We start from the raw sequence: 22,605 nt of genomic DNA on the forward strand, positions 1-22,605 counted from the left end.
CCGCGGTGTGGCTCGCGGTCAGCCTGGTCCGCGCCGCGCGCCGGCGCTGACCCCGCCGGGCGTCAGACCCGGAACGCCGCGATCTGCGTCGCCATCTCCCGGGACGCGCCCGCCACCTGCGCCATGTCGGCGTCGACGCGCGCCAGGGTGCCCGCGCTGCGGTCCGCGGCGGCCGCGACCGACCCGAGGCCGGCGGCGATCTCGCCCGCCCCGGCGGCGGCCTCCGCGACGCCCCGGGACATCTCGGACGTGGTCGCCGTCTGCTCCTCGACCGCCGAGGCGATGGTCAGCTGGTAGTCGTTGATCCGGGCGATCACCTGCGAGATCCCGTCGATCGCCCCGACCGCGCCGGCGGTGTCGCCCTGGATGGCCTCGACGCGCCGGGCGATGTCCTCGGTGGCCGTCGCGGTCTCCCGGGCGAGCTCCTTGACCTCGCCGGCCACGACGGCGAACCCCTTGCCCGCCTCGCCGGCCCGGGCGGCCTCGATGGTCGCGTTCAGCGCCAGCAGGTTGGTCTGCTCCGCGATCGAGGTGATCACCTTGACGACCGCGCCGATCTCCTGGCTGCTGGTGCCGAGCCGGGCGACCGTCTCGTTCGTGGCCACCACCTCCGTCATCGCCTGCGCGGCCACCTTCGCCGCCTGCGACGCGTTCTGCGCGATCTCCCGGATCGACGCGCCCATCTGCTCCGCGCCCGCCGCGACCGCCTGCACGTTGCGCGACACCTGCTCGGCGGACGCCGAGACGGCCCCGACCTGGGTGCTCGTCTCCCGTGCGGCGGCGGCGCCCTCCGCCGCGGCCCCGCGCAGCGCGCCCACCGTCGCCTCGGAGCCCTGCGCGGTCCGGGCCACCTCGCCCACCAGCGCGGACACCGCGTCGACGGCGTCGTCCAGCGCCTTGCCCGCGCGGGAGATCTCGCCACCCGCGTCCAGGCCGGTGCGGCGGGTCAGGTCGCCCTCCGCCAGCGCGGCCGCCACCTCCGAGATGCGGCCCGCCGGACCGGCGATGTCCCGGGTGACCTTGCGCCCGGCGTACGCGGCGAACACCGCCGAGAGCACCCCGATCCCGATGAGCACCGCCCGGCCCTGCTCCTGCTCGGCCTGCTGCCGCGCCTGCAGGTCCTGCACCCGGGACTCGGCCGAGCCCTGGATCCGGTCCACTAGCGTCAGCACCTCGTCGTAGGAGGCGCCGGCCGCGCCCTCGTTGATGGACTCCAGGGCCGCGGCGTAGTCCTCGGGTGCGCCGGTCGCGAGCAGCGCGACCACGGCGTCGTCGCCGGCGAAGAACGCGTCCCACGCGCCCGCCAGCCCCGCGAACGCCTCCTGCTCCTCGGCGGTCGCCCCGGTGGTGTCGAGGTCGGCGAGCCAGGCCCGCACGTCCGCCTCCGTGGCGAGCAGGCTGGAGCGGTTGTACGCCGAGTCGGCGAGCGCCGCCTCGGGGCCCAGCGCCGCGGTGTCCGCCACGACCAGCCCCTGCCACCCGGTGGCGTCGGCGATCTGGAACCGGGCCTCCTCGGCCAGCCGCAGCACCCGGTCGGCCTGCGCGATCCGCTCGGCGTAGGTGCGCTGCACCTGGGCCGTGACCACCCCGAGGGCGATCGCGACGACGATGAGCGAGGTCAGCAGCCCGAAGACCGCCGCCATGCGTGCGCCGATGGACTGCCGGTTCCAGCTGCTGGTCACGGGACCGCCGTTCGGGTGAGGGAGGAGGTCGGACGCCGCGTCCCATCGGCAGGGACGGTCCGCGCGGGAGAGATCGGCCCGGGTGAACCGGGCGGGCGCTGCCGCGAGGACCGCCCGCGAGGGGGTACCCGACACGTCGAGCGAGCATGCGCCGGGTACCCCCTCGACGTGTCGGTTGCCCGCTCGGCGCCGGGAGCCGGGCGCGCCGGAGCCGCGCCCTCGGAGCCGGAGCGCGCGCGGGAGGTCCCGGGTGGACCCCGTGGAGGTCCCGGGGAGGTCGTGGCGGGACGGCACCGGCGGGGACCTTGGGGCCGCCGGCGGGGCGTGGGGCCGTGCGATCCTGGGTCCGACACTTCGAGGGGGGCACACCCGAAGGAGTCATCCGACATGACGACCACACCGACGCCCGCACGCGCCCGTGCGGGCCGTCCGTCCCGCGTCGCCCGGGCGCTGCGCGCGGCGCTCGTCGCCTGCCTGGTGGCCGTCCCGCTCGCGGCGTGCGGGGGCGGCGACGCGCCGTCCGACGACGGCGACCAGGTCACGTACGGCGGTGGCGACGAGGCGGTGGTCGCGCCGGCGCTCGCGGACGTGACCGCCCCCGCGGCGGCCGACGACCGCGGCGGCATCCCGATCAGCGCGGCCGGGGTGGGGGTGGCGGGCGAGGGCGACGTGGTCGTCGACGTGTACGCCGACCCCTGGTGCCCGTGGTGCCAGCGGTTCGACGCGCAGTACTCCGACGCCCTCATGGACCTGGTGGACCAGGGCGGCCTGACCGTCGTGCACCGGCCGCTCGCGTTCCTCGACGCCCGGTTCGGCGGGACGTACTCGACCCGCGTGGTGAACGCGCTGGCGGTCGTGGCCGACGAGTCGCCCGAGCACTACGTCGCCGTCCTGCACGCCCTGATGGCCGCCCAGCCGCCGACCGACGAGACCGCCGGCCTGCCCGACGAGGAGATCGCGCGGCTGGCCGTCGAGGCGGGCGTCCCGGCGGACGTCGCGGAGCGGTTCACCGCCGTGGCCGCGACCCCGTACCGGGCGACGACCGCGGACGGCGGGACCGAGGAGCGGACCGCGACGTCCCGGGTGTTCGCGCCGTGGGTGGCCGCCGCGACGCACCAGGCGGCGCTCGACCTGGACGAGGTCCGGGTGCCGACGATCCTCGTCGACGGGGTGCCCGTCGACGACTGGACCGAGCCCGGCAGCCTGACGGACCTGGTCGCCGCGGCGGTCGCGGCGCGCGGGTGACGGCGGGTCCCGCGACCGGCGGGCACCCCGTCCCGCCGTCGGTGCGTGCCACCGCCGCGTGGTCCTGGCGGCTGCTGGCGATCGCCGGGGCCGCCGCCGTCGGGCTGTGGCTGGTCGATGCCTTCCGCGTGATCGTCGTGGCCGTCGCGGTCGGCCTGCTGCTCGCCGTCCTGCTCACCCCGCTCGCCCGCCTGCTGGAGCGCCGCGCCCGGTTCCCGCCCTGGCTGGCGAGCCTGACCGGGGTGCTCGGGCTGGTCGCGCTGGTCGCCGCGCTCGGGGTGCTGTCCGGGCGGTCGATCGCGACCGGGCTCGGTGACCTCGCCGACCAGGCGCTGGCCGGGGTGGACCAGGCGCTCGCGTGGTTGGCGGACGGCCCGCTGGGCCTGGAGGTGGACCGCATCGACGCCCTCGTGGCCCAGGGCCAGGACGCGCTCCGCGACAACGCGGGCACGCTGCTGACGGGGGCGTGGTCGGCCACCCTGACGATCGGGCAGGTCCTCGCGGGCGCCGTGATGGCGCTGTTCTGCGCATTCTTCTTCGTGCGCGACGCCCGGCCGATGTGGGCCTGGACCGTCGGCCTGCTGCCGCCCGGCGCCCGCCCGCGGGTGCACGAGGCGGGTCGCCGCGGGCTCGTCACCCTCGCCGCCTACACCCGCACCCAGATCCTGGTCGGCGCGGTGGACGCGGTCGGCATCGGCCTGGGTGCCGCGATCCTGGGGGTGCCGCTCGCGGTGCCGATCGCCGTGCTGGTGTTCGTGGCCTCGTTCGTCCCGTTCGTGGGCGCCGTGAGCACGGGTGCCATCGCGGTGCTGGTCGCGCTCGTCGCGCAGGGCCCGGTGACCGCGCTGCTCATGCTGGCGGTGGTGCTGGTCGTGCAGCAGGTCGAGGGCAACGTGCTGCAGCCGTTCCTCATGGGCCACGCGGTGGCGCTGCACCCGGTCGCGGTGCTCCTCGTGGTGAGCGCGGGGTCCATCGCCGCGGGCATCGTCGGTGCGCTGTTCGCGGTGCCGGTGGCGGCGACGCTGAACACGATGGTCCGCTACCTGCACGGGCACGACCGGTTCCCCGGCCTGGGGACGGAGGGCGCGGAGCCGGAGCCCGAGCCGGCGCAGGGGACGGAGCCCGGGGCGGCCCGGCAGCCCGAGGCGGAGCCCGCCTAGCGGCCTGGCCCCGTCGGCGCGGGCCGCGAGCCCCCGGCCGCGGCGCCCCGGGCCGTCAGGACGCCGCGCGTCCCGCGGCGCGGGCGGGCAGGCCGTCGAGCCGCCGGTACAGCCACGCGGTCGTCGCCCACCCGACCGGGTACGCCACGACGAGCCCGATGCCGCAGGCCAGCCACCCGGCGACCCCGACCAGGGCCACGGCGAGCGCGAGCAGCACGGTCGTCCCCGGGTGCCGGCTCGCGAGCCGGGCGCTCTCCCGGAGGGCCGTCGCCGGCCCGAACCCCCGGTCGAGCGACAGGAGCACCGCGTACTGGCCGAGCAGGGCGACCACCACGCCGGGCAGGGAGAGCAGCAGCGCCCCGAGGGCGGTCAGGACCCCGAGCAGCACGGCGGTGGCAGCCGGCCGTCCCAGCCCGCGCGGCGTCCAGAGGTCCCGCGCGCCCATCGCCCGGCCGTCCACCGCCGCGAGGCCGAACCGCGCCCCGAGCACCTGCAGCAGCACCGTCAGGACCTGGAGCGCGATCAGGGCGCCGAGCAACGCGCCGAGCGCACCCGGCGCGACCGCCGCGCTCGTCCCGGCGAACGACCCGCCGGCCCGCGCCGCGGCGGACTGCGCCTCGGCCTGGGTCCGGAGCAGGTCCACCGTCGCCGCGAGGACCGGCAGCGACAGCGCGGCGGTCCCGGCGAGCAGCAGCGTGACCGGCACCGCGAACAGCCCGGTCGCCGTCCCGAGGCGCGCGCGGACGGCGTCCCGGCCGAACCGGAGCGCGTCGCCGACGCCGGGCGCGGTCGGGTCGGTCGGCACCGGCGCTCCTCGGGTCGCGGCCACCCGCCTCCGGGCGGCTCCGTCCGGACACTACCGGCTCAGCCCAGCAGACCCACGACGTACCCGACGAACAGCAGCAGCGCGAGCACCACCACCACGCCGACCAGGGCGTACACGAGCCAGTTGGTCCGGCGGCTCGGCAGGTCGGGCTCCTGGAACGCCGCGCCGGAGGTGCTGGACTCGCCGGGGGGCGTGTCGCCGGGGGCGACGCCGCCGCCGGGCTCGAGGCCGGGCGTGTTCTCCGGGTCCGGGTCGGGGGTGCTCATCATGCGGCCACGCTAGGCACGGGCGGCCCGCCCGGCGACCCGGGAGAGGCCGGGCGCCCGTCACCGGCCCGCGGTCGCCGGCCGCGAGGGGCGGGCCTAGCGTGAGGGGCACGCGGCCGTCGCGTGACGAGGGGGTCATCATGTCGGACAGCGAGACCGGGGGCGTCACGGGCACCCCGGACAAGGACTACAACCTCATCTGGTTCGCCGAGGCGTGCCTGAGCAACGTCCTGCGCCTGGAGCAGTACGCCCAGGACGCCGACCGGGCGGGGGACGCGGAGCTCGCCGACTTCTTCCGCCGGGCGCAGCACGAGAGCCACAAGGGCGCCGAGCAGTCCAAGGCGATGCTCGCCCGGAGGCTGCAGGGCTGACGCCCCGCCGTGGTCAGGCGGTGAGGCCCCGGGTCCGGATCGCCTCCGCGACCTCCTGCACGAACCGGTCCATCCGGACGAGGATGTCGCGGTCCCACGGGTCGACGGACTCGGAGTACAGGTTGAGGGCCACCGTCGTCTCGGCGTCCACCTGGCCGGGCAGTGCCGCGGTCGACCGGAAGCCGGCCTCGGTCGCGGCCGCGCGCCACTCGGGCCAGCGCTCCTCGGCCAGCACGTCGGGGACCAGCTCGCCGCGGAGCTGCTGGATCGCCACCACGCAGGGGCCTTCCCCGGAGCTCACCTCCGCGCGGTCGCAGCGGGCGGCGCGCTCGCTGCTGCTCGCGACCTGGTCGAGCAGGTGGTGGTTGCGCAGGATGATGCTGCACTCGGTCGGCACGCCCACCCGCGCGGCCGCCGCTGCGGCGAACGCGTCGAGGTACGAGGACGTCGGGTCCACATCGGTCGACGCGGTCATCGGGGCTCCTCCGGGTGCTGGGGGAGACGCACTGTCTCACACTCGCCGGTCCGGCAGGGAATCCCGCCGGTGGGGACCGGTCCGGGCCGTCGGTGACCGGGGCGCTACAGCGCGCTGCTCAGCTCGTACCGGTCCCCGCGGTACGCGGACACGGTGTACTCCAGCAGCCGGCCCCGCCAGGTCGACGTCCGCACGAGGTGCAGGACGGGCGACCCCTCCGGCAGGTCGAGGTGCACGGCGTCGCCGGGGTCGACGAGCCGTGCGGTGATGATCTGCCGCCCGCCGTCGAACACGATGCTGTACCGGTCGGCGAGCACCCCGTAGAGCGAGCGGTCGGTGAGGTCGACGTCGGCCAGGCCCGGCACCGCGTCGGCGTTGAGGTGCACCCGCTCGAGCGCGACGGGCTGCCCGTCGGCGGTCCGCAGGCGGACGATCCGCAGCACCGGGTGGCCGCGCGGCACGTCGAGCACGCTGCTCAGCCAGTCGTCCGCGGCGACGAGGCCGCCCTCCAGCGTGCGCGCCCCGGAGGTGTAGCCGCGCTGCTGCATGTCGTGGGTGAACGACGTGAGCTGGATGGGCAGCCGGATGGTGGGCTCGTTCACGAACGACCCGCGGCCCGGCACCCGGCGGATCCGCCCCTCGTCGACCAGCTCGGACAGCGCCCGGCGGGCGGTCATCCGCGACACGTCGAGCCCGTCGGCGAGCTCGCGCTCCGACGGCACCGGGTCGCCGGGCGCGAGGTCGCGGTCGATGTGGTCGACCAGCACGGACTTGAGCCACGCGTACTTCGCCACCGACGGCGGCGGCGTGCCGACGACCTCGCGGGTCAGAGGGGTCACGGCTGTCCTTCCGGTGCGGCCGGCGGCTGCTCCCGCCGAGCCCATTGTGCAGGGTGCGCCGGGGCGTCCGGGGCCGTTCCCGCGGACCGCCCCCTGCCGTCGGTCACGCGGGCGCGCCGGCTCAGATCGCCGGCACGAGGGCGCGGTACCGCTCCTGCAGCCGGGCGTTGTGGTCCGCAGGCGCGCCGGTGTTCGCGCTCCGCCAGGTGGGCAGGTCCGGCTCGGCGTCGAGCGCGGCGACGAGCACGAGGTTCCAGCACAGCGCGTTCGCGAGCGAGGAGAGCGGGGCGGTGCGCGGGTCCTCGGGCGGCCAGGCGACGTCCCCGGGCGGCGCGCCGGTGTCGAGCACCACGTCCGCGAGGTCGGCGAGCCGGTGCCCGGCGCGCAGCGGGGCCGCGGCGGACGCGGCCCGGGAGGTCACCGCGACGACGCGCGCGCCGGCGGCGCGGGCGGCCTCGGCGATCTCGACGGGGTAGGGGTTGATGCCGGAGCTGGAGAACACCACGAGGCCGTCGCCCGCGCGGATCCCCGCCTCGGCGGCGACCCGGGTGCCGAGCCCCGGCCGGCGCTCGGCGTCGGTGGAGGCCGCCGCGCCGTTCAGCGGGAGCACCTCGGGGTGCCACAGCGGGTTCACGAACGGCAGGCCGCCCGCGCGGAAGAACGTCTCCAGCACGCCGGCGAGCGAGTGCCCGGCGCCGGCGGTGTGCAGCACCCGCCCCGCCCGGGCGACCTCGACCACCACGGCGGCGGCCGCGCGGACCGCGTCCGCGTTGGCGGTGGCCACCCGGCGCAGGTGCGCGTCGACCCGGGCCCCGTAGTCGGCGACGGCGTCGGTCATCGGGTCACCGCCCCGGCCAGCAGGTCCGCGAGCCCGTCGGCCGGGGCCGCCCGCAGGTCCGCCGCGAGGCCGGCGCCGAGCGCGGTGGCGAGCGCGCGCAGCACGTCGAGGTGCGCCTCGGCGTCGGCGGTCGCGAACGCGAGCACCAGGTCGACCGGGTCGTTGGCGGGGTGCCCGAACACCACGGGCTCGCCCAGCCGGACGAGGACCACCCCGGTGCCGGTGGCGCCCTCCTCGGGGCGGGCGTGCGCGAGCGCCAGGCCGGGCGCCAGCACGATGTACGGACCGCGCTCCCGGACGGAGGCGACGCACGCCTCGCCGTACTCGGGGCCGGCGACGCCGAGGTCGACCAGCAGGTCCCCCGCGAGCCGGACGGCCGCGGCCCAGTCGGCCGCCCCGGGCACGTGCCGGGCGCGGGTCGGTGCGGCGGTCACAGCCATCCCGCCTCCTCCAGCGCGGGGCGGAGCCGCTCCTCCAGCGCCCGGTCGTCGACGAAGTCGTCGACCACGACGTTCACGGTGGCGACGCCGGCCAGGTCGTCCATGTGCATGCCCTGGCCGACCAGGACGTCGGGGGACTGGCTCTTGGCGGTGGACAGGTCGGTGTTGTCGACCCGTGCCTCGACGCCGAGGCGCTGCAGCACGGTCTCGCAGGTCATCCGCAGGATGAGGCTGGTGCCCATGCCGAGGCCGCAGACGGCCAGCACGGTCAGGGGGACGGGGCGGTCGGGCATCGGGGTGCTCCTCGGTTCGGTGGGGGGATCGGGTCGCTCGGTCAGGGACGGACCAGGTCGTCGTCGGCGGCGGACTGCGCGGCGGCGAGCCGCTCGGCCCGGGCGGCGCGCCGGCTCAGGACGGCCAGCACGACCACGGAGGCGGCGAGCACGACGCCGGCGATCACCCAGACCGCCGCGGCGCCCAGCGGCTCCAGCACCCCGCCGGCCGCGACCAGCGCGGCGGAGACGACGTACCAGTCGGGGTCGGCGAGGGTCGCGAGCTCGGGCGCGGTGCCGGAGAACACGCCCCAGAACACCCACTGGCCGACCGCCAGGACGACGCCGTTCAGCACGCCGCCGAACACCGCCCCCCGCCAGCCCGCGACCGCGTTGCCGAACACCCCGCCGGCGCCGCCGCCGAAGAACAGCATGATCATCGGCGGCACGAGGACGAACCAGCCGGCGGCGGCGAACACGCCGAGCAGGACCAGGAACGTCGCGGTCGAGGCGAGGAAGCCGACCATCACCGCCGTGGTCGCCTTCGGGAAGATGACCGGGATGTCCAGCGCGGGGCGCGAGCCCGGCAGCAGCCTGTCGGAGATGCCCTTGAACGACGGGACGATCTCCGCCAGGAACATCCGGACGCCGAACAGCAGGATCGCGATGCCGCCCGCGAACCGCAGCGCCTGCATGACGCCCCAGGCGAACGGCGCGAGGTCCTCGCCGGCGACCGCGGCGACCGTCTCCGGGTCGGCGAACGCGAGGGCGACCAGCATGATGACGCCGACCACGAGCGCGGTGGCGACGTTCATGTCCTTGAGGAACGCGACGCCGCGCGGCATCCGCAGCTTCTCGGTGTCGTGCTTCACGGGGTCACCCAGCCGGAGCGCCTTCGCGCCGTAGCCGGTCGCGAGCGCGAGGGTCGAGGTGGTGTGGGCCAGGCCGAACTGGTCGTGGCCCATCACCCGGCGCATGAGCGGGGCGATCCACAGCGGCTGCAGCGTGAAGTAGCAGGCCAGCACGACGGAGCCCGCGCCGACCAGCGTCCACCGGTCGAGGTCGCCGAACGCCTCGACGAAGCAGGCGGCGATCACGATGCTCATCCAGAGCATGAGGTGCCCGGTCAGGTAGACGTACCGCGCGGACCGGAAGACCCGCACCAGCACCAGGTGCAGCACGAAGCCGCCCGCGATGATCAGCGGGGCGGCGGCGCCGGGGCCGGCCAGGAAGTCGTCGAGCGTGGTGGTGGCCGCGGGCGGCTCGACGCCCACGGCGCTGGACACGATCGCCTGGAAGCTCGACAGCCCGCCGACGAACACGTCGATGCCGATGGTCATGATGACGACGCCGATGGCCGCCCGGAGCGTGCCGCCGATGACGTCCTCGGCGGGCTTGCGCTGGAGCAGCAGGCCGACCAGCGCGATCAGCCCGATGAGGATGGGCACCTGGCTGAGCAGGTTGTCGGCGAGGCCTTGGAGGATGTCCTGCACCATTGCATCGTCCCTTCGCGGGGTGGACCGGTATATACCGGACCATACCGGCGATCCGTCCGGCGCGACAAGGGGGTCGCGGGACGTGTCAGCCGCCCGTGGACTCCCGGACGATCACGCGCGGGGCGATCATCTCCACGCCCCCGGGGTCCCGGCCCTCGAGGGACGCGAACAGCCGCTCCGCCGCGCGGCGGCCCATGAGCTGGAAGTTCATGTCGATGCTCGTCAGCGCCGGCCGGCACCCGGCGATCATCGGCTCCCAGTTGTCGAACCCGATCACGGCGACGTCGTCGGGCACCCGGACGCCGCGGTCGTGCAGCGCGTCGAGCACGCCGCGCGCGATCTGGTCGCTGCCGCAGACGATCGCGTCCACGTCCTGCTCCAGCAGCGCCGTGACCGAGGAGCGGCCCCAGGCCTCGGACCACGAGCCGTACCGGACGGGCCCGACGCGCTCCAGGCCGTGGTCGGCGAGCGCGGCGTCGGCGCCCGCGGCGCGATCGGTCGCGGCCGCGTAGGTGACGTCGCCGGAGACGTGCGCGATGCGCCGGCGGCCGGTCGCGAGCAGGTGCTCGACCGCGATCCGGCCCGCGGTCACGTTGTCCGGCACCACCGAGGCGTCCGCCGGGTCGGTGGAGGGGGCGTAGGTGTAGACCACGGGGACGGGCAGGTCCCGGCCGAGCGGCGGCCGGGCGTCGGTCTGCGACCCCACGACGATCAGGCCGTCGACCCGGCGGCCGAGCAGGGTCGACAGGTGGTGCTGCTCGCGGATCGCGTCCCCGCGGGAGTCGCAGAGCAGCACGCTGGACCGCCCGGCCCCGAACGCGTCCTCGGCGCCCATGAGGATCGGCAGCGAGAACCGGCCCTCGAGGTCGTGCGTGAGCAGGCCCACGGTGCCGGTGTGGCCGTCGAGCATCGCCCGCGCCAGCGCGTTCGGCGTGAACGAGAGCCGCTCGGCGACGTCGAGGACCCGGCGGCGGGTGTCGGGGCTGACCTCGGCCTTGCCGTTGATCGCCTTGGACGCCGTGGCGACCGAGACGCCGGCGAGCTGCGCGACGTCGCGCAGCGTGGCCTGGCGGCGGCCGGGTGCGTCGGTCGTCATGGGTCCCCCTGTCCTCGTGGCTCCGGGCAGCGTACGACGAAAAGGTGACGCGCGGGCACCCCGTTGACGCCGCGCGAAGCCCGGTGCTAGCGTCCCCGAAAACCGTTTCGGCAGTTTTCGTCGGAGCGGCACACCCCGGGTGGTCGCGGCGCAGAGGCCCGTCCACCGACCGCACTCGACGAGGAGACCGGTCCGCATGAACGCACGACGCACCTCCCTCATCGCCCTGGCCGCCGTCGGCGCGCTGGGGCTCGCCGCCTGCTCCGGCGGCACCAGCGCCGGTGGCGACGCCGGCTCCACGTCCGGGAGCGGCGACGGCGGCGACGGCGTCGTCACCGTCTGGCACTACTTCTCCGACCCGAACCAGGTCGCGCTCATGGACGCGTACAAGGAGAAGTTCGAGTCCGAGAACGACGCCACCGTGGAGAACGTCTACGTCCCCTACGACCAGATGAACTCCAAGCTGGTGTCCGCCGCGGGCGCCGGCACCGGCCCGGACGTCGTGGTGTTCAACGGCGCGGAGGCCGCGACCCTCGCGCTCGGCGGCGTGCTCGCGCCGCTCGACGAGCAGTGGGCCGACTTCGCCGACGCGGACCAGTTCCCCGACTCGGTGCTGCACAGCGTCGACGACCAGCTGTACGCCGTCCAGGGCTACGTGAACCTGCTGGGCCTCTGGTACAACCAGGACATCCTCGACGAGATCGGGGTCGAGCCGCCCACCACGATGGACGAGCTCGAGGCCGCGATGGCGGCCGCGAAGGACGCCGGCTACGGCGGGATCACCCTGTCGGGCCTGCCGCAGTCGCAGGGCGAGTGGCAGGCGTACCCGTGGATCAGCGACGCCGGCTTCGACTACGACAACCTCGACGCCGACGCCCTGGCGTCCGGGTTCGAGCGCGTGCGCGGCTGGGTCGACAACGGCTGGCTGACGCAGGAGGCGGTGACCTGGGACCAGACGGTGCCGTTCCAGCAGTTCGCGGCCGGGAAGACCGCGTTCGCGCAGAACGGCAACTGGCAGATCGGCACCGCCGAGTCCGACGCCGACTTCGCCTACGGCGTCGTCCCGCTGCCGCTCGGCGACACCGGGCAGGTGTACCTCGGCGGTGAGGGTGAGGGCATCGGCGCGCACGCCGACGACCCGGAGCTGGCGTGGGAGTACCTGCAGAGCACCTACCTCGACGTCGAGGGCCAGGAGCTGGCGCCCGACCTGGTCGGCTCCATCCCGTCCCGCGCGGACACCGCCGAGGCCGACGTGGTGACGAGCAACGACCTGCTCGACCCGTTCGCGCGCACCATCGCCGACTTCGGCGCCAGCTACCCGGCCGCGTCGATCCCGCCGGCCGCGGTCGCGGACGTCCAGCTCACCGTCGGCCAGGCGTGGTCGGCCGTCATCGGCGGCCAGCAGTCCCCGCGGGACGCGGCCGACCAGGCCGTCTCCGCGCTGAAGAGCCAGATCGGCTGACGAGATCACCATGTCCGCACCCGCCACCACCGCGCCCGCGCGGCGGGCACGGGCCGGCGCCGCCCCGACGACCCGCCGTCGTCGGGGCGGCAGCCGGATCGTGTTCCTGCTGCCCGCCGCGCTGTTCCTCGGCCTGTTCAGCCTGTACCCGCTCGTCCAGCTCGCCCGGATGGCGGTCAGCCAGGTCACCGCCGCCACGCTCAACGCCGACTGGGTGGTCACCGGCCTCGACAACGTGCGCCGCGGCTTCGAGACCGGGCAGACCGGCCCCGCGATCAGCCGCACGCTGGTGTTCGTCGTCGTGGTGACCGTGCTCGGCATGCTCGTCGGGTTCGGCGCGGCGGTCGCCCTGCGCACCACGGGCCGGTGGTCGGCCTGGCTGCTCGCGCTCATGGTGTTCGTCTGGGCGCTGCCGCCGGTGGTGAACGGGTCGGTCTGGAAGTTCCTGCTCAACGACGCCGGGCTCATCAACACCGTGCTCACGAGCACCGGCCTGCGCGACACCCCCGTGCCGTTCCTCTACGACCAGCACTGGGCGCTGTTCTCGGTGGCGTTCGTCAACGCGTTCGCGGTCATCCCGTTCAACACGCTCGTGTTCCGGGCCGCGCTCATGACGATCGACCCCGAGGTGTTCGAGGCGGCGCAGCTCGACGGCGCCAGCAAGTGGCAGCAGATCCGGCACATCATGGTGCCGTCGGTCCGCCCGACCACCCTGGTGCTGCTGATCCTCACCCTGGTCTACGGGTTCCGGTCGTTCGACTTCATCTACGTGATGACGTACGGCGGCCCGGGCACCGCGACCAACACCCTGCCGTTCCTGGGCTACCTGCAGGCCTTCGTCCGCTACGACTACGGGCTCGGCGCGGCCACCTCCGCGCTCGCCGTGGTCGGCGTGCTCGTCCTGGCCGTGGTCTACGCCCGGAGCATCAAGCGCGAGGAGGCGGACGGATGAGCGTCAAGGCCGGTCCGCTGGCGGTCGCCGCCAAGACCCTGCTGACCCTGATGTACGGGGTGCCGATCCTGTGGATCCTGCTCACCTCGGTGAAGTCGTCGGACGACGTCTTCGACCCGGGCCGCACCTTCCTGTTCCGGCCGGTGACCACCGCGTACGTGGAGGCGCTGAGCGGCGACCTGGCCCGGGCCCTGCTGCAGTCCGCGATCATCGCGACGAGCACCACCGCGCTGGTCCTGGTGATCGCGATCCCCGCCGCGTACGGCCTGGCCCGCACCCGCGGGTGGCTGCCGACCCTGGCGCTCGGCCTGCTGATCGTGCTGCAGATGATGCCGCAGACGGCCACCGTGATCCCGCTGTTCCAGACCTTCTCCGGCTGGCGGCTGCTCGACACCACGGCGGCGGTGGTGCTCGCCGACGCCGCGCTGCTGACCCCGTTCGCCACCCTGCTGCTGCGCCCGTTCTTCCGGGCGGTGCCGCCGCAGATCGAGGAGGCGTCGTCCATCGACGGCGCGGGGATGCTCCGCACCTTCTGGTCGGTCGTGCTGCCGGTCGCCCGCAACGGCGTCGCCACCGTCGGCACCCTGACCTTCCTGCTGGCGTGGGGCGAGTTCCTCTACGCCGTGAACTTCTACCTCACGCCCGGGCAGTACCCGCTGTCCGCGCTGCTCGCGCAGCAGGTGAGCGCCTTCGGCATCAACTGGCCCGGCCTCATGGCCCTCGCCGTGCTCACCTCGATCCCGATCCTCGTCGTGTTCAGCTCCACCTACCGGCTGCTGCGCGACGGCCTGACCGTCGGAGCGGTGAAGTGACCGCCCGGACCGCCTCGGAGGCCCCGATGACCGACCCCCGCGCCGCCCAGCACGGCCGCCCGCACGCCCCCTCGTCCGCGCGCTGGCAGCCGCTCGGCATCGACGAGGTCCGCCTCGACGGCGGCTTCTGGGGCGAGCTCCAGCACCGGAACGCGACCGCGATGATCGCGCACGCCGAGCACTGGGTGGAGCAGATGGGCTGGGCCGGGAACTTCGACCTCGCCGCCGCGGGCACGCTCCCCGAGGGCCGCCGGGGCCGCGAGTTCTCCGACTCCGAGATCTACAAGCTGCTCGAGGCGATGGCGTGGGAGGTCGGCCGCACCGGCGACGCCGACCTCGACCGGCGGCTGCGCGCGCTCGCGTCCCGGGTCGCCGCCGCCCAGGAGCCCGACGGGTACATCTCCACGATGTTCGGCCGGCCCGGGCAGGGCGCGCGCTGGTCCGACCCGGAGTGGGGGCACGAGCTGTACTGCATCGGGCACCTGATCCAGGCGGGCGTCGCCCGGGCCCGCACGCACGGCGACGACGAGCTGGTGCAGGTCGCGGTCCGGGCGGCCGACCACGTGTGCGCCGAGTTCGGCCCGGACGGGCGGCAGGGCGTCGACGGGCACCCGGAGATCGAGTCGGCGCTGGTCGAGCTGTCCCGGCTGACCGGCGAGCGGCGGTACCTGGACCAGGCGCGGCTGTTCGTGGAGCGGCGCGGGCACGGGGTGCTCGCCGACATCGAGCTCGGCCGGTCCTACTTCCAGGACGACGAGCCGGTCCGGTCGGCGACCACGCTCCGCGGCCACGCGGTGCGGGCGCTCTACCTCGCGGCCGGCGCCGCCGACGTCGCGGTCGAGGACGGCGACGCCGCGCTGCTCGACGCCGTCACCGGTCAGGTCCGGTCGGCGCTGGCCCGGCGGACGTACCTGACCGGCGGCATGGGCGCGCACCACGAGGGGGAGTCCTTCGGCCTCGACTTCGAGCTCCCGCCGGACCGCGCCTACGCCGAGACCTGCGCGGGCATCGCGTCGGTGCTCGCGAACCACCGGCTGCTGCTGCAGTCCGGCGACGCGCGGCACGCCGACGCCGTGGAGCGGACGCTGTACAACGTGCTGGCGGCGTCGCCGTCGGCCGAGGGCACCGCGTTCTTCTACACGAACCCGCTCCAGCAGCGGGTGCCGGGCGAGGTCCCCGACCCGGAGGTGGCGAGCCCGCGTGCCGCGTCCAGCCTGCGGGCGCCGTGGTTCCACGTGTCGTGCTGCCCGACGAATGTGACGCGCACCGTCGCCTCGCTCGCCGCCTACGTCGCCAGCACCGACGACGCGGGGGTGCAGCTGCACCAGTACGCGCCCGGGACCGTCGCGACGACCGTCGGCGGCGAGCCCGTCCGGCTCCGGGTCGAGACCGGCTACCCGCACGACGGCCGCGTGGTCGTGGCCGTCGAGGAGGCACCGGCCGCGTGGACGCTGACGCTCCGCATCCCGGCGTGGGCGGCCGGCGCCACCGTGGACGGCCGCCCGGTCGAGCCGGGGTACGTGGCCGTGGACGGACCCGCCGCCGGCGGCCGGGTCGAGCTGGACCTGCCCGTCGCGCCGCGGTTCACCGTCGCCGACCCGCGGGTCGACGCCGTCCGGGGCCAGGTCGCCGTCGAGGCGGGGCCGCTGGTCTACGCGCTCGAGTCCGTCGACCTCGGGACGGACGTCGGGCTGGCCAGGGTCGACACCGGGATCGCGCCCGAGGTCCGCGACGGCGCGGTGACCGTGCACGCGCGCACGGTCGACGTCCCCGAGGGCGACTGGCCCTACGCCGACCGTCCCGCGGAGGCCGGCGCCGGCGAGCCGCGGCCGGTGCCGCTGGTGCCGTACCACGCGTGGGGGAACCGCGGCCCGTCGACCATGCGCGTCTGGATGCCGGTCGGCTGACGAGGCCGGGCCCGGGCCGCCGCGGCCCGGGCCCCGACCTCGCGCGGCCTACGGTCTCCGGCGCGCCCCACGCCGATCGGCGGTGGCGGCGCCGGAAACCGTAGGCCGCGCCGCCGCGCCGCCGCGCGCGCCGCCGCCCGCCGCGGGCGGGCTCATCCCGCGCGGGTGGGGCCGGGCGCGGGGGTGGTCGGTACCGTCGGCCGCGTGTCCGCCACCGGGTCGACCGACGTCGCGGCCGTCCCCACACGGGACCTGGCCCGGCTGACGCTGCTCGGCGCCCTGGTCGGGCTGCCGGCGGGGGTGGTGGCGTTCGCGTTCGTCGGCGCGGTGCACGTGCTCCAGGACCTGCTGTGGACCGAGCTGCCCGAGGCGCTCGGCACCGACGAGCCGCCCTGGTACCTGGTGCTCGGGCTGCCCGTGGTCGCGGCGCTGCTGGTCGCCGCCGCGCGCCGGCTGCCGGGCGACGGCGGCCACGACCCCGTCGAGGGCCTGAGCCTGGCGGCGCTGCCGCCGGTCGCCGCCGGGAGCGTCGCGCTGGCCGCGCTGGCGGGGCTCGGGTTCGGGGTGGTGCTGGGGCCGGAAGCGCCGCTGATGACGCTCGGCGGGATCGTCGGCGTGTGGATGACGTCGTGGACCGGCGTCACCGGCCGAGCGCGCGGGCTGCTCGGGGTCTCCGGGGCGTCGGGGGCGATCTCGACGCTGTTCGGCGGGCCGCTGGTCGCCGGGATCATGCTGCTCGAGGCGGGGGCCGGGGCCCTGGCCGCGGCGGCGCTGCTGCCCCCGCTGGCCGCCGCCGCCGTGGCGTACGTGCTCGTCACCGGGTTCGGCGACTGGGCGGGCGTGCCCGTGACCGGGCTGACCGTGCCCGACCTGCCGGACTACGACCGCGTCCGGCCGGGGTCCCTGCTCCTGGCCCTGGTGGTCGGGGTGGCCGCGGCGGCCGTGATCAGCGGCGTCCGGCGGCTCGCGCGGGCGCTCCGGTCGGCGGCGCCGCGCACGGGCCGGCTCCCGCTGCTGCTCGCGTCGGGGCTGGGCGTCGGGGCGCTGGCGCTGGCGGCCGGGGCGCTCGGCGCCGACCCGCGGGACGTGCTGTTCTCCGGCCAGTCGTCGATCCCGGCGCTCGTGGCCGAGGAGTCGGTCGGCGTCGTGCTGGTGCTCGTGGTGGCCAAGGGGCTCGCCTACGCGATCAGCATGGGCGGCGGGTTCCGCGGCGGGCCGATCTTCCCGGCGATCTTCCTCGGCGTCGGGCTCGCGTCGGTCGCGGTCGCCGCGCTGGACGTGTCGCCGACGCTCGCGGTGGCCGTCGGGACGGCCGCGGGGATGGCGGCGACCAGCCGGCTCCTGCTGTCGGCGGTGATGTTCGCGGCGCTGCTGGTCGGGCGCGCGGGGCTGGACACCGCGCCGGCGGCGGTCGTCGCGGCGGCGGCGGCCCTGCTGACGGTCCGGCTCCTGGACCCGCCCCGCCCGGACTGACCGGCGCCGCGGACGGCGGGACCCCGCCCGGGGGTGCCGGGCGGGGCCTGGTCGCGCGGCCGGGTCGGCCGCGGGGTGTCGCGGAGGGTGGGTCAGGCGCGGTGCGCCGGCTCGCCCTCGGTCGGGGTGCCCTGGTCGGGCTCTGCCGTCGTCCGGTGCAGCGGGTGCGGGTGGCTGCGCTCGAGCGAGGCGCCCTCCACGTCGACGTCCGGCAGGATCCGGTCGAGCCACCTCGGGATCCACCAGGCCCACCTCCCGGCCAGGTGCATGACGGCCGGGATCAGCAGCATGCGGACCACGAACGCGTCCAGCAGCACGCCGAACGCCAGGCCGAAGCCGAGCGGCCGGATGATCGCCGACTCGGCGAAGATGAACCCGGCGAACACCGAGGCCATGATGATCGCGGCCGCGGTGACCACGACCCGGCCCGCGTGCAGGCCGCGCCGGACCGCCACCCGCGGGTCGACCCCGTGGGCGTACGCCTCGCGCATCCCGGACACCAGGAACAGCTGGTAGTCCATCGCCAGCCCGAACAGCACGCCGGTCACGATGATCGGCAGGAAGCTCAGCACCGGGCCGGGGTCGTGCACCCCGAAGATCCCGCCGAGCCAGCCCCACTGGTAGATCGCCACGACGCCGCCGAACCCGGCGAACAGCGACATGACGAACCCGAGCGTCGCGGTGACCGGCACGAAGATCGACCGGAACACGATGATCAGGATGATGAGCGACAGGCCGACGACGATCGCCAGGTAGCCCGGCAGCACGTCGGACAGCTTCTCGGAGACGTCGATGTTCGCGCTCGCGGTGCCGGCCACGCCCAGCTCCACGTCGCCCTCGATCGGGGACGAGTCGCGCAGCGCGTGCACCAGGGCCTCGGTCGACTCGCTGTTCGGCCCCTCGGTCGGGACGACCTGGAACGCGAGCATCGTGCGGGCCTCGTTGGCGCCGATCGGGGCGACCGCCACGACGTCGTCGTGCGCCGCGAGCTCCCGGCCGACGCGGACCTGCTCGGCCGTCAGCTCGTCCTCCGCCACGGCGTCGGGCAGGTTCGCGACCACGAGCAGCGGGCCGTTGACCCCGTCGCCGAACTTGTCGGCGGTGATCTGGTACGCCCGGTACTGCGTCGAGTCGGGCGACTCGGACGAGCCGTCGGGCAGGCCGAGCCGCATGGACAGGGCCGGGATCGCGACGACCAGCAGCGCCGCGACGCCGGCGACCAGCGTGAGCACCGCGCGGGAGGTCGTCATGGGGGTGGTCGGGACCGCCTCGGGCTCCTCGTGGCCCACGGTGGCGCGCCGCTTCTTCGGCAGCACCTTCAGGCCGATGCGGGACAGCAGCGCCGGCGTCAGCGTGATCGCGATGAGGATCGCGACCAGGATGCAGATGGCGCCGACCGTGCCCATCAGGCCCAGGAACGGGATGCCGGTGACGTTGAGCGCCAGCAGCGCCACCAGGACGGTGGTGCCGGCGAACACGACGGCGTTGCCCGCGGTGCCGTTGGCGAGGCCGATCGACTCCTCGAGCTCGACCCCGTCGCGCAGCTGGCGGCGGTGCCGGTTGAGGATGAACAGCGAGTAGTCGATGCCGACGGCGAGCCCGAGCATGATGCCGAGCACCGGGGTGACGGACAGCATCTCGACCGCGCCGGACAGGGCGAGGGACGCGACCGCGCCGATGCCGACGCCGACCAGGGCCGACAGGATCGGCAGCCCGGCGGCGACGAGCGAGCCGAGCATCACGAGCAGCACGATGCCCGCGATGACCACGCCGATGACCTCGCCCGGGCCGAGCACGCTCGGGATCTCCTGCGTCAGGTCGGACGACAGCTCGACGTCCACGCCCTGCAGGTCCGCGCCCTCGAGCGCGTCGACCACGGCCTCCTTGGTCTCCGGGGCGATCTCGAACTGGGAGTCCTCGAACGCGATGGTGCCGACCGCGGCGGTGCCGTCCTCGGAGACGAGGCGGATGCCGGAGGACAGCTCCAGCAGGTCGGCGCCGTCCTCGAGCTGGGCGCTCTGCGTCTCGAGCTCGGCGAGGCCGTCGGCGACCTGCTGGGCCTGCGCGTCGAGCTGCGCCTGCTGCGCGTCGATCTGCGCCTGGCCGGCGTCGAGCTGGCCCTGCACCGCGGCGAGCGCGCCCGCGGCCTCGGCCTGCGCGCGCTGCGCGTCGAGCGCCGCCTGCGCGTCGTCGATCTGCTGCTGGCCGGCGTCGAGCTGGGCCTGCCCGGCCTCGAGCTGGGCGCGGCCCTGCTCGATCTGGTCCCGGCCCGCCGTGATCTGGGCCTGCTGCTCCTCGAGCTGCGCGGTCGTCTGGAACGGGTCGGTGGCGCCGGTGACGCCGTCGACGTCCGCCAGCCCGGCGAGCGCGTCGCTGATCGCGGTCTTCTGGGCGTCGGTGAACGCGGAGTCGTCGGCCGTGTGGAACACCACGGTGCCGCTGCCGCCGCTCGCGGCGGGGAACTCGTCGGCCAGCTGCTCGGTCACGCGCTCGGTGGCGGTGCCGGGGATGGTGACGGCGGAGGTGAGCTGGCCGCCGAACGCGAAGTACGCGCCGACGGCGAGGGCGAGCACGACGACCCAGGCCGTCACGACGGCCCAGGCGCGGCGGGCCGAGAAGCGCCCGATGCGGTAGAGGAGTCCTGCCATGGTCCCTGTTCTCTCGGTGGTGGTGGGAGTGCGGGGCGTCAGTGCTCCGGCATGTACCCGGCTCGGACGCTCTGGATGAGCCGGTCGACGAGGGCGTCCCACGCCGCGCGGGCGTCCGGCGCGGCGGGGTCGGTGGTGGTGACCCAGTGCAGGGCGATCACGGCGACGCCGTGCACCAGGGAGGAGACCAGCAGGCGGACGTCGAGGAGCTCCGCCCGCGGGTAGCGGCGGACGAGCTCGGCGGACAGGTGGTCGGCGACGCGGGAGAACGCCTCCTGCGCGAGCATCTGCGCGCGCGGGTCGTCGCCCTCCGCCAGCGGGCCGAGCGCGCCGGCGAGGTAGGTGATGGCGGGCGGCAGGTCGGCGCCGCGCAGGGTCTGCGCGAGCTCGTCGAACATCGAGGCGCGGGAGCCGTCGCCGACCGGGGTGGCGCTGGCGACCGCCTGGACCTGGTCGATGACGAGCCCGAGGCGCTCGGTGCAGGTCGACAGCACGACGTCCTCGAGCGACCCGAAGTGGTTGAACACCGTCCGCCGGGACACGTCGGCGCGCTCGGCGAGCTCGTCGACGGTGAACTGGGCCGCGCCGCGCTCCGCGATCAGGGCGTCGGCGGCGTCGAGGATCGCGCGGCGGGAGCGCGCCTTGAGCGCGGTCCGCCGGTCGGTCGTCGCCTCGGTCGTCACGCCGATGACCGTAGGCACGTGCGTGCACTGCGTGCAACCGCGCACGGGGTGCAAACCGGGGCAGTGTGGCTCAGGTCACGCCGGCCCGGTGCGCGAGCGCGGCGGCCTCCAGGCGCGTCCGGCAGCCGAGCTTGGCCAGCACCCGGCTCACGTGGGTCTTCGCGGTGGTCTCGGAGACCGTCAGCGCGTCGGCGACCTGCTGGTTCGACCGGCCCTGCGCGAGCAGCGCCAGGACCTCGCGCTCGCGGGCGGTGAGCAGGTCGAGGCCGGGCGGCGGGTCCGCGGGGCCCCCGACGGCGTCGGCGCCGGTGCCGGGCGCGGACACCGACGCCGCCAGCACCCGCCGGGTCACCTCGGGCGCGAGCACGCCGTCGCCCGCCGCGACCCGCCGCACCGCGTCCACCAGCTCGCCCGCGCCGACCGACTTCAGCAGGAAGCCGACGGCCCCCGCGCGCAGCACGCCGAACAGGTACTCGTCGAGGTCGAAGGTGGTGAGCGCGAGCACCGCGCCCAGGCCCTCGGCGACGATGCGGCGGGTCGCCTCGATGCCGTCGGTGCCGGGCATCCGGACGTCCATCAGCACCACGTCCGGGCGCAGCGCGCGGGCGTTCGCGACCGCGGCGGCGCCGTCGGCGGCCTCACCCACGACCGTGACGTCGGGCGCCTGCTCGAGCATGAGGCGCAGGCCGGCGCGGATCGCGCCGTGGTCGTCGGCCAGCAGGACGCGGACGGTCACCGGCGGACCCCCGTCCCGGTGGATGCGGGTGCCGGGGCGCCGGCGCCCAGCGGCAGCACCGCGCGCACGCGCCAGCGGCCGCCCTCGGGCCCCGCCGCCACGTCCCCGCCGAGCGACCGGGCGCGCTCGCGCATCGAGAGCAGCCCGGTCGCGGACCCGAGGCCGGCCCGCTCCGGGGCGCCGTCGGCCGCGCCGGCCGCGTCCCGGAGCGGCCGCAGCGCGCTCAGCACCTCCACCTCCAGCTCCGCGTCGCCCGTCGTCACCCGGACGTCGACCCGGCCGCCGGCCGCCCCGTGCGCCGCCGCGTTGCGCAGCGCCTCGCCCGCGATCCGGTACGCCGCCTGGTCGACGACCGCCGGCAGCGGCGCCCGCGGGGGAGTCGTCACCCGCACGTCCAGGCCGCGACCCCGGGCGTCGGCGACCAGGTCGGGCAGCCGGTCCAGCCCGGCGGCGGCGCCGGCCGGCGGGTCCTCGCGCGCCCCCCGCAGCACGAGCACCATCGACCGCATCTCGGCGAGCGACGCGACCGCCTCGGCGCGGACGGCGCCCAGCGCGGCCCGGTCGCGGCCGGCCTCCGGCGCCCCCGCGAGCGCCGCCTCCGCGTGGATCGCGATGGCGGACAGCCGCGAGGCCACCACGTCGTGCAGGTCGCGGGCCATCGCCGCGCGCTCCTCCCGGACGGCGGCGTGCCGGTCCAGGTCGGCGATCCGCTCCACGTCGGCGGCGTGCGCGCGGGCGAGGTCCGCCTGCCGCCGCTCCAGCGCGGCCCGGCGGGCCTCCGAGGCGGCGAGCTCGGTCCGGCTGCGCACGTCCGAGGCCCACCACAGCGGGGTGACCAGCAGCGCGGCGACGAGCAGGAGCGCCTGGACCGCGCCGCGGGCCCCGCCGGCGGCCGGGGGGGGGGGGGGGGGGGGCGGGGGGGGGGG

22 protein-coding genes are annotated in these 22,605 nt (G+C 76.0%); 8 read left to right on the forward strand and 14 right to left on the reverse strand.

The window, feature by feature from the left end; all coding sequences use genetic code 11:
• Positions 1-62: 62 nt before the first annotated feature.
• The gene (locus tag MHY85_RS02845; protein ID WP_239192954.1) at positions 63-1,682 is read right to left on the reverse strand and encodes a methyl-accepting chemotaxis protein; all 1,620 of its coding nucleotides are present in this window, start codon (positions 1,680-1,682) and stop codon (positions 63-65) included.
• A gap of 387 nt (positions 1,683-2,069) precedes the next feature.
• Here MHY85_RS02845 and MHY85_RS02850 point away from each other — a divergent pair, with 387 nt between their 5' ends.
• Positions 2,070-2,927 (forward strand): thioredoxin domain-containing protein, encoded by an 858-nt coding sequence (locus tag MHY85_RS02850; RefSeq protein WP_239192957.1) that lies wholly within the window; start codon positions 2,070-2,072, stop codon positions 2,925-2,927.
• Positions 2,928-2,968: 41 nt separating this feature from the next.
• Positions 2,969-4,087, forward strand: coding sequence for an AI-2E family transporter (locus MHY85_RS02855; RefSeq protein WP_239192959.1), 1,119 nt, complete (start codon positions 2,969-2,971; stop codon positions 4,085-4,087).
• A gap of 55 nt (positions 4,088-4,142) precedes the next feature.
• Here MHY85_RS02855 and MHY85_RS02860 read toward each other — a convergent pair whose 3' ends face one another.
• Together MHY85_RS02860 and MHY85_RS02865 are read right to left on the reverse strand one after the other, a co-directional pair.
• Positions 4,143-4,892 (reverse strand): hypothetical protein, encoded by a 750-nt coding sequence (locus MHY85_RS02860; protein ID WP_239192962.1) that lies wholly within the window; start codon positions 4,890-4,892, stop codon positions 4,143-4,145.
• Between the two features lie 59 nt (positions 4,893-4,951).
• Entirely contained in the window at positions 4,952-5,182 is a 231-nt protein-coding gene (locus MHY85_RS02865; RefSeq protein WP_239192965.1) for a DUF6480 family protein, read from the reverse strand.
• A gap of 137 nt (positions 5,183-5,319) precedes the next feature.
• On the opposite strand from MHY85_RS02865, the gene MHY85_RS02870 reads away from it, so the two are divergent.
• Entirely contained in the window at positions 5,320-5,550 is a 231-nt protein-coding gene (locus MHY85_RS02870; RefSeq protein WP_205692870.1) for a hypothetical protein, read from the forward strand.
• A 13-nt stretch (positions 5,551-5,563) separates the two neighbouring features.
• On the opposite strand, the gene MHY85_RS02875 is transcribed toward MHY85_RS02870, so the two are convergent.
• The 7 genes from MHY85_RS02875 to MHY85_RS02905 form a co-directional block, all read right to left on the reverse strand.
• Positions 5,564-6,025, reverse strand: a complete 462-nt coding sequence (locus MHY85_RS02875) for a hypothetical protein (RefSeq protein WP_239192968.1) — start codon at positions 6,023-6,025, stop codon at positions 5,564-5,566.
• Positions 6,026-6,129: 104 nt separating this feature from the next.
• Positions 6,130-6,864: a GntR family transcriptional regulator gene (locus tag MHY85_RS02880; RefSeq protein WP_239192971.1), complete on the reverse strand. Its 735-nt coding sequence runs from the start codon at positions 6,862-6,864 to the stop codon at positions 6,130-6,132.
• A 121-nt stretch (positions 6,865-6,985) separates the two neighbouring features.
• A complete protein-coding gene (locus MHY85_RS02885) occupies positions 6,986-7,702 on the reverse strand; it encodes a sugar isomerase domain-containing protein (protein WP_239192974.1) in 717 nt (238 codons plus the stop codon).
• Complete coding sequence (locus tag MHY85_RS02890) at positions 7,699-8,142, reverse strand: PTS sugar transporter subunit IIA (protein ID WP_239192977.1); 444 nt, start codon at positions 8,140-8,142, stop codon at positions 7,699-7,701. The genes MHY85_RS02885 and MHY85_RS02890 overlap by 4 nt, the downstream gene beginning before the upstream one ends.
• Positions 8,133-8,435, reverse strand: coding sequence for a PTS sugar transporter subunit IIB (locus tag MHY85_RS02895; RefSeq protein ID WP_158370097.1), 303 nt, complete (start codon positions 8,433-8,435; stop codon positions 8,133-8,135). The genes MHY85_RS02890 and MHY85_RS02895 overlap by 10 nt, the downstream gene beginning before the upstream one ends.
• Before the next feature lie 41 nt (positions 8,436-8,476).
• Positions 8,477-9,910 (reverse strand): PTS ascorbate transporter subunit IIC, encoded by a 1,434-nt coding sequence (locus MHY85_RS02900; protein ID WP_239192980.1) that lies wholly within the window; start codon positions 9,908-9,910, stop codon positions 8,477-8,479.
• 85 nt (positions 9,911-9,995) lie between these two features.
• Positions 9,996-11,006: a LacI family DNA-binding transcriptional regulator gene (locus tag MHY85_RS02905; protein WP_239192983.1), complete on the reverse strand. Its 1,011-nt coding sequence runs from the start codon at positions 11,004-11,006 to the stop codon at positions 9,996-9,998.
• Positions 11,007-11,202: 196 nt separating this feature from the next.
• Between MHY85_RS02905 and MHY85_RS02910 the strand changes: the two genes are divergently transcribed.
• The 5 genes from MHY85_RS02910 to MHY85_RS02930 all read left to right on the forward strand — a co-directional run bounded on the left by MHY85_RS02910 (position 11,203) and on the right by MHY85_RS02930 (position 17,612).
• The gene (locus MHY85_RS02910; RefSeq protein WP_239192986.1) at positions 11,203-12,468 is read left to right on the forward strand and encodes an extracellular solute-binding protein; all 1,266 of its coding nucleotides are present in this window, start codon (positions 11,203-11,205) and stop codon (positions 12,466-12,468) included.
• Between the two features lie 10 nt (positions 12,469-12,478).
• Entirely contained in the window at positions 12,479-13,420 is a 942-nt protein-coding gene (locus MHY85_RS02915) for a carbohydrate ABC transporter permease (RefSeq protein WP_239192987.1), read from the forward strand.
• Positions 13,417-14,232 carry a carbohydrate ABC transporter permease gene (locus MHY85_RS02920; protein ID WP_239192989.1) on the forward strand — a complete coding sequence of 272 codons (816 nt, stop codon included), beginning with the start codon at positions 13,417-13,419 and terminating at the stop codon, positions 14,230-14,232. Before MHY85_RS02915 ends, MHY85_RS02920 begins: the two co-directional genes overlap by 4 nt.
• Positions 14,233-14,258: 26 nt before the next feature.
• Positions 14,259-16,139, forward strand: a complete 1,881-nt coding sequence (locus tag MHY85_RS02925; protein WP_239192991.1) for a glycoside hydrolase family 127 protein — start codon at positions 14,259-14,261, stop codon at positions 16,137-16,139.
• 204 nt (positions 16,140-16,343) lie between these two features.
• Complete coding sequence (locus MHY85_RS02930) at positions 16,344-17,612, forward strand: chloride channel protein (RefSeq protein ID WP_239192993.1); 1,269 nt, start codon at positions 16,344-16,346, stop codon at positions 17,610-17,612.
• A 92-nt stretch (positions 17,613-17,704) separates the two neighbouring features.
• On the opposite strand, the gene MHY85_RS02935 is transcribed toward MHY85_RS02930, so the two are convergent.
• The 4 genes from MHY85_RS02935 to MHY85_RS02950 form a co-directional block, all read right to left on the reverse strand.
• Positions 17,705-20,260 (reverse strand): MMPL family transporter, encoded by a 2,556-nt coding sequence (locus MHY85_RS02935; RefSeq protein WP_239192995.1) that lies wholly within the window; start codon positions 20,258-20,260, stop codon positions 17,705-17,707.
• Between the two features lie 38 nt (positions 20,261-20,298).
• Positions 20,299-20,943 carry a TetR/AcrR family transcriptional regulator gene (locus MHY85_RS02940; protein WP_239192996.1) on the reverse strand — a complete coding sequence of 215 codons (645 nt, stop codon included), beginning with the start codon at positions 20,941-20,943 and terminating at the stop codon, positions 20,299-20,301.
• A gap of 70 nt (positions 20,944-21,013) precedes the next feature.
• Positions 21,014-21,679 (reverse strand): response regulator transcription factor, encoded by a 666-nt coding sequence (locus tag MHY85_RS02945; protein WP_308191301.1) that lies wholly within the window; start codon positions 21,677-21,679, stop codon positions 21,014-21,016.
• Positions 21,676-22,605: sensor histidine kinase (locus MHY85_RS02950; RefSeq protein WP_239192998.1), on the reverse strand; the 930-nt coding region annotated here is incomplete at its 5' end. The genes MHY85_RS02950 and MHY85_RS02945, both read right to left, overlap by 4 nt.

Origin of the sequence: Cellulomonas sp. ACRRI (assembly GCF_022346185.1) — a bacterium.
Lineage (GTDB): Bacteria > Actinomycetota > Actinomycetes > Actinomycetales > Cellulomonadaceae > Cellulomonas.

Excerpts from the sequence above, each read along its gene's own strand:
- MHY85_RS02885 (WP_239192974.1), bottom strand. The coding sequence starts at position 7,702 with ATGACCGACGCCGTCGCCGACTACGGGGCCCGGGTCGACGCGCACCTG.
- MHY85_RS02925 (WP_239192991.1), top strand. The coding sequence starts at position 14,259 with ATGACCGACCCCCGCGCCGCCCAGCACGGCCGCCCGCACGCCCCCTCG.
- MHY85_RS02850 (WP_239192957.1), top strand. The coding sequence starts at position 2,070 with ATGACGACCACACCGACGCCCGCACGCGCCCGTGCGGGCCGTCCGTCC.
- MHY85_RS02900 (WP_239192980.1), bottom strand. The coding sequence starts at position 9,910 with ATGGTGCAGGACATCCTCCAAGGCCTCGCCGACAACCTGCTCAGCCAG.
- MHY85_RS02915 (WP_239192987.1), top strand. The coding sequence starts at position 12,479 with ATGTCCGCACCCGCCACCACCGCGCCCGCGCGGCGGGCACGGGCCGGC.
- MHY85_RS02870 (WP_205692870.1), top strand. The coding sequence starts at position 5,320 with ATGTCGGACAGCGAGACCGGGGGCGTCACGGGCACCCCGGACAAGGAC.
- MHY85_RS02935 (WP_239192995.1), bottom strand. The coding sequence starts at position 20,260 with ATGGCAGGACTCCTCTACCGCATCGGGCGCTTCTCGGCCCGCCGCGCC.
- MHY85_RS02895 (WP_158370097.1), bottom strand. The coding sequence starts at position 8,435 with ATGCCCGACCGCCCCGTCCCCCTGACCGTGCTGGCCGTCTGCGGCCTC.
- MHY85_RS02890 (WP_239192977.1), bottom strand. The coding sequence starts at position 8,142 with ATGGCTGTGACCGCCGCACCGACCCGCGCCCGGCACGTGCCCGGGGCG.
- MHY85_RS02905 (WP_239192983.1), bottom strand. The coding sequence starts at position 11,006 with ATGACGACCGACGCACCCGGCCGCCGCCAGGCCACGCTGCGCGACGTC.
- MHY85_RS02875 (WP_239192968.1), bottom strand. The coding sequence starts at position 6,025 with ATGACCGCGTCGACCGATGTGGACCCGACGTCCTCGTACCTCGACGCG.
- MHY85_RS02910 (WP_239192986.1), top strand. The coding sequence starts at position 11,203 with ATGAACGCACGACGCACCTCCCTCATCGCCCTGGCCGCCGTCGGCGCG.
- MHY85_RS02865 (WP_239192965.1), bottom strand. The coding sequence starts at position 5,182 with ATGATGAGCACCCCCGACCCGGACCCGGAGAACACGCCCGGCCTCGAG.
- MHY85_RS02920 (WP_239192989.1), top strand. The coding sequence starts at position 13,417 with ATGAGCGTCAAGGCCGGTCCGCTGGCGGTCGCCGCCAAGACCCTGCTG.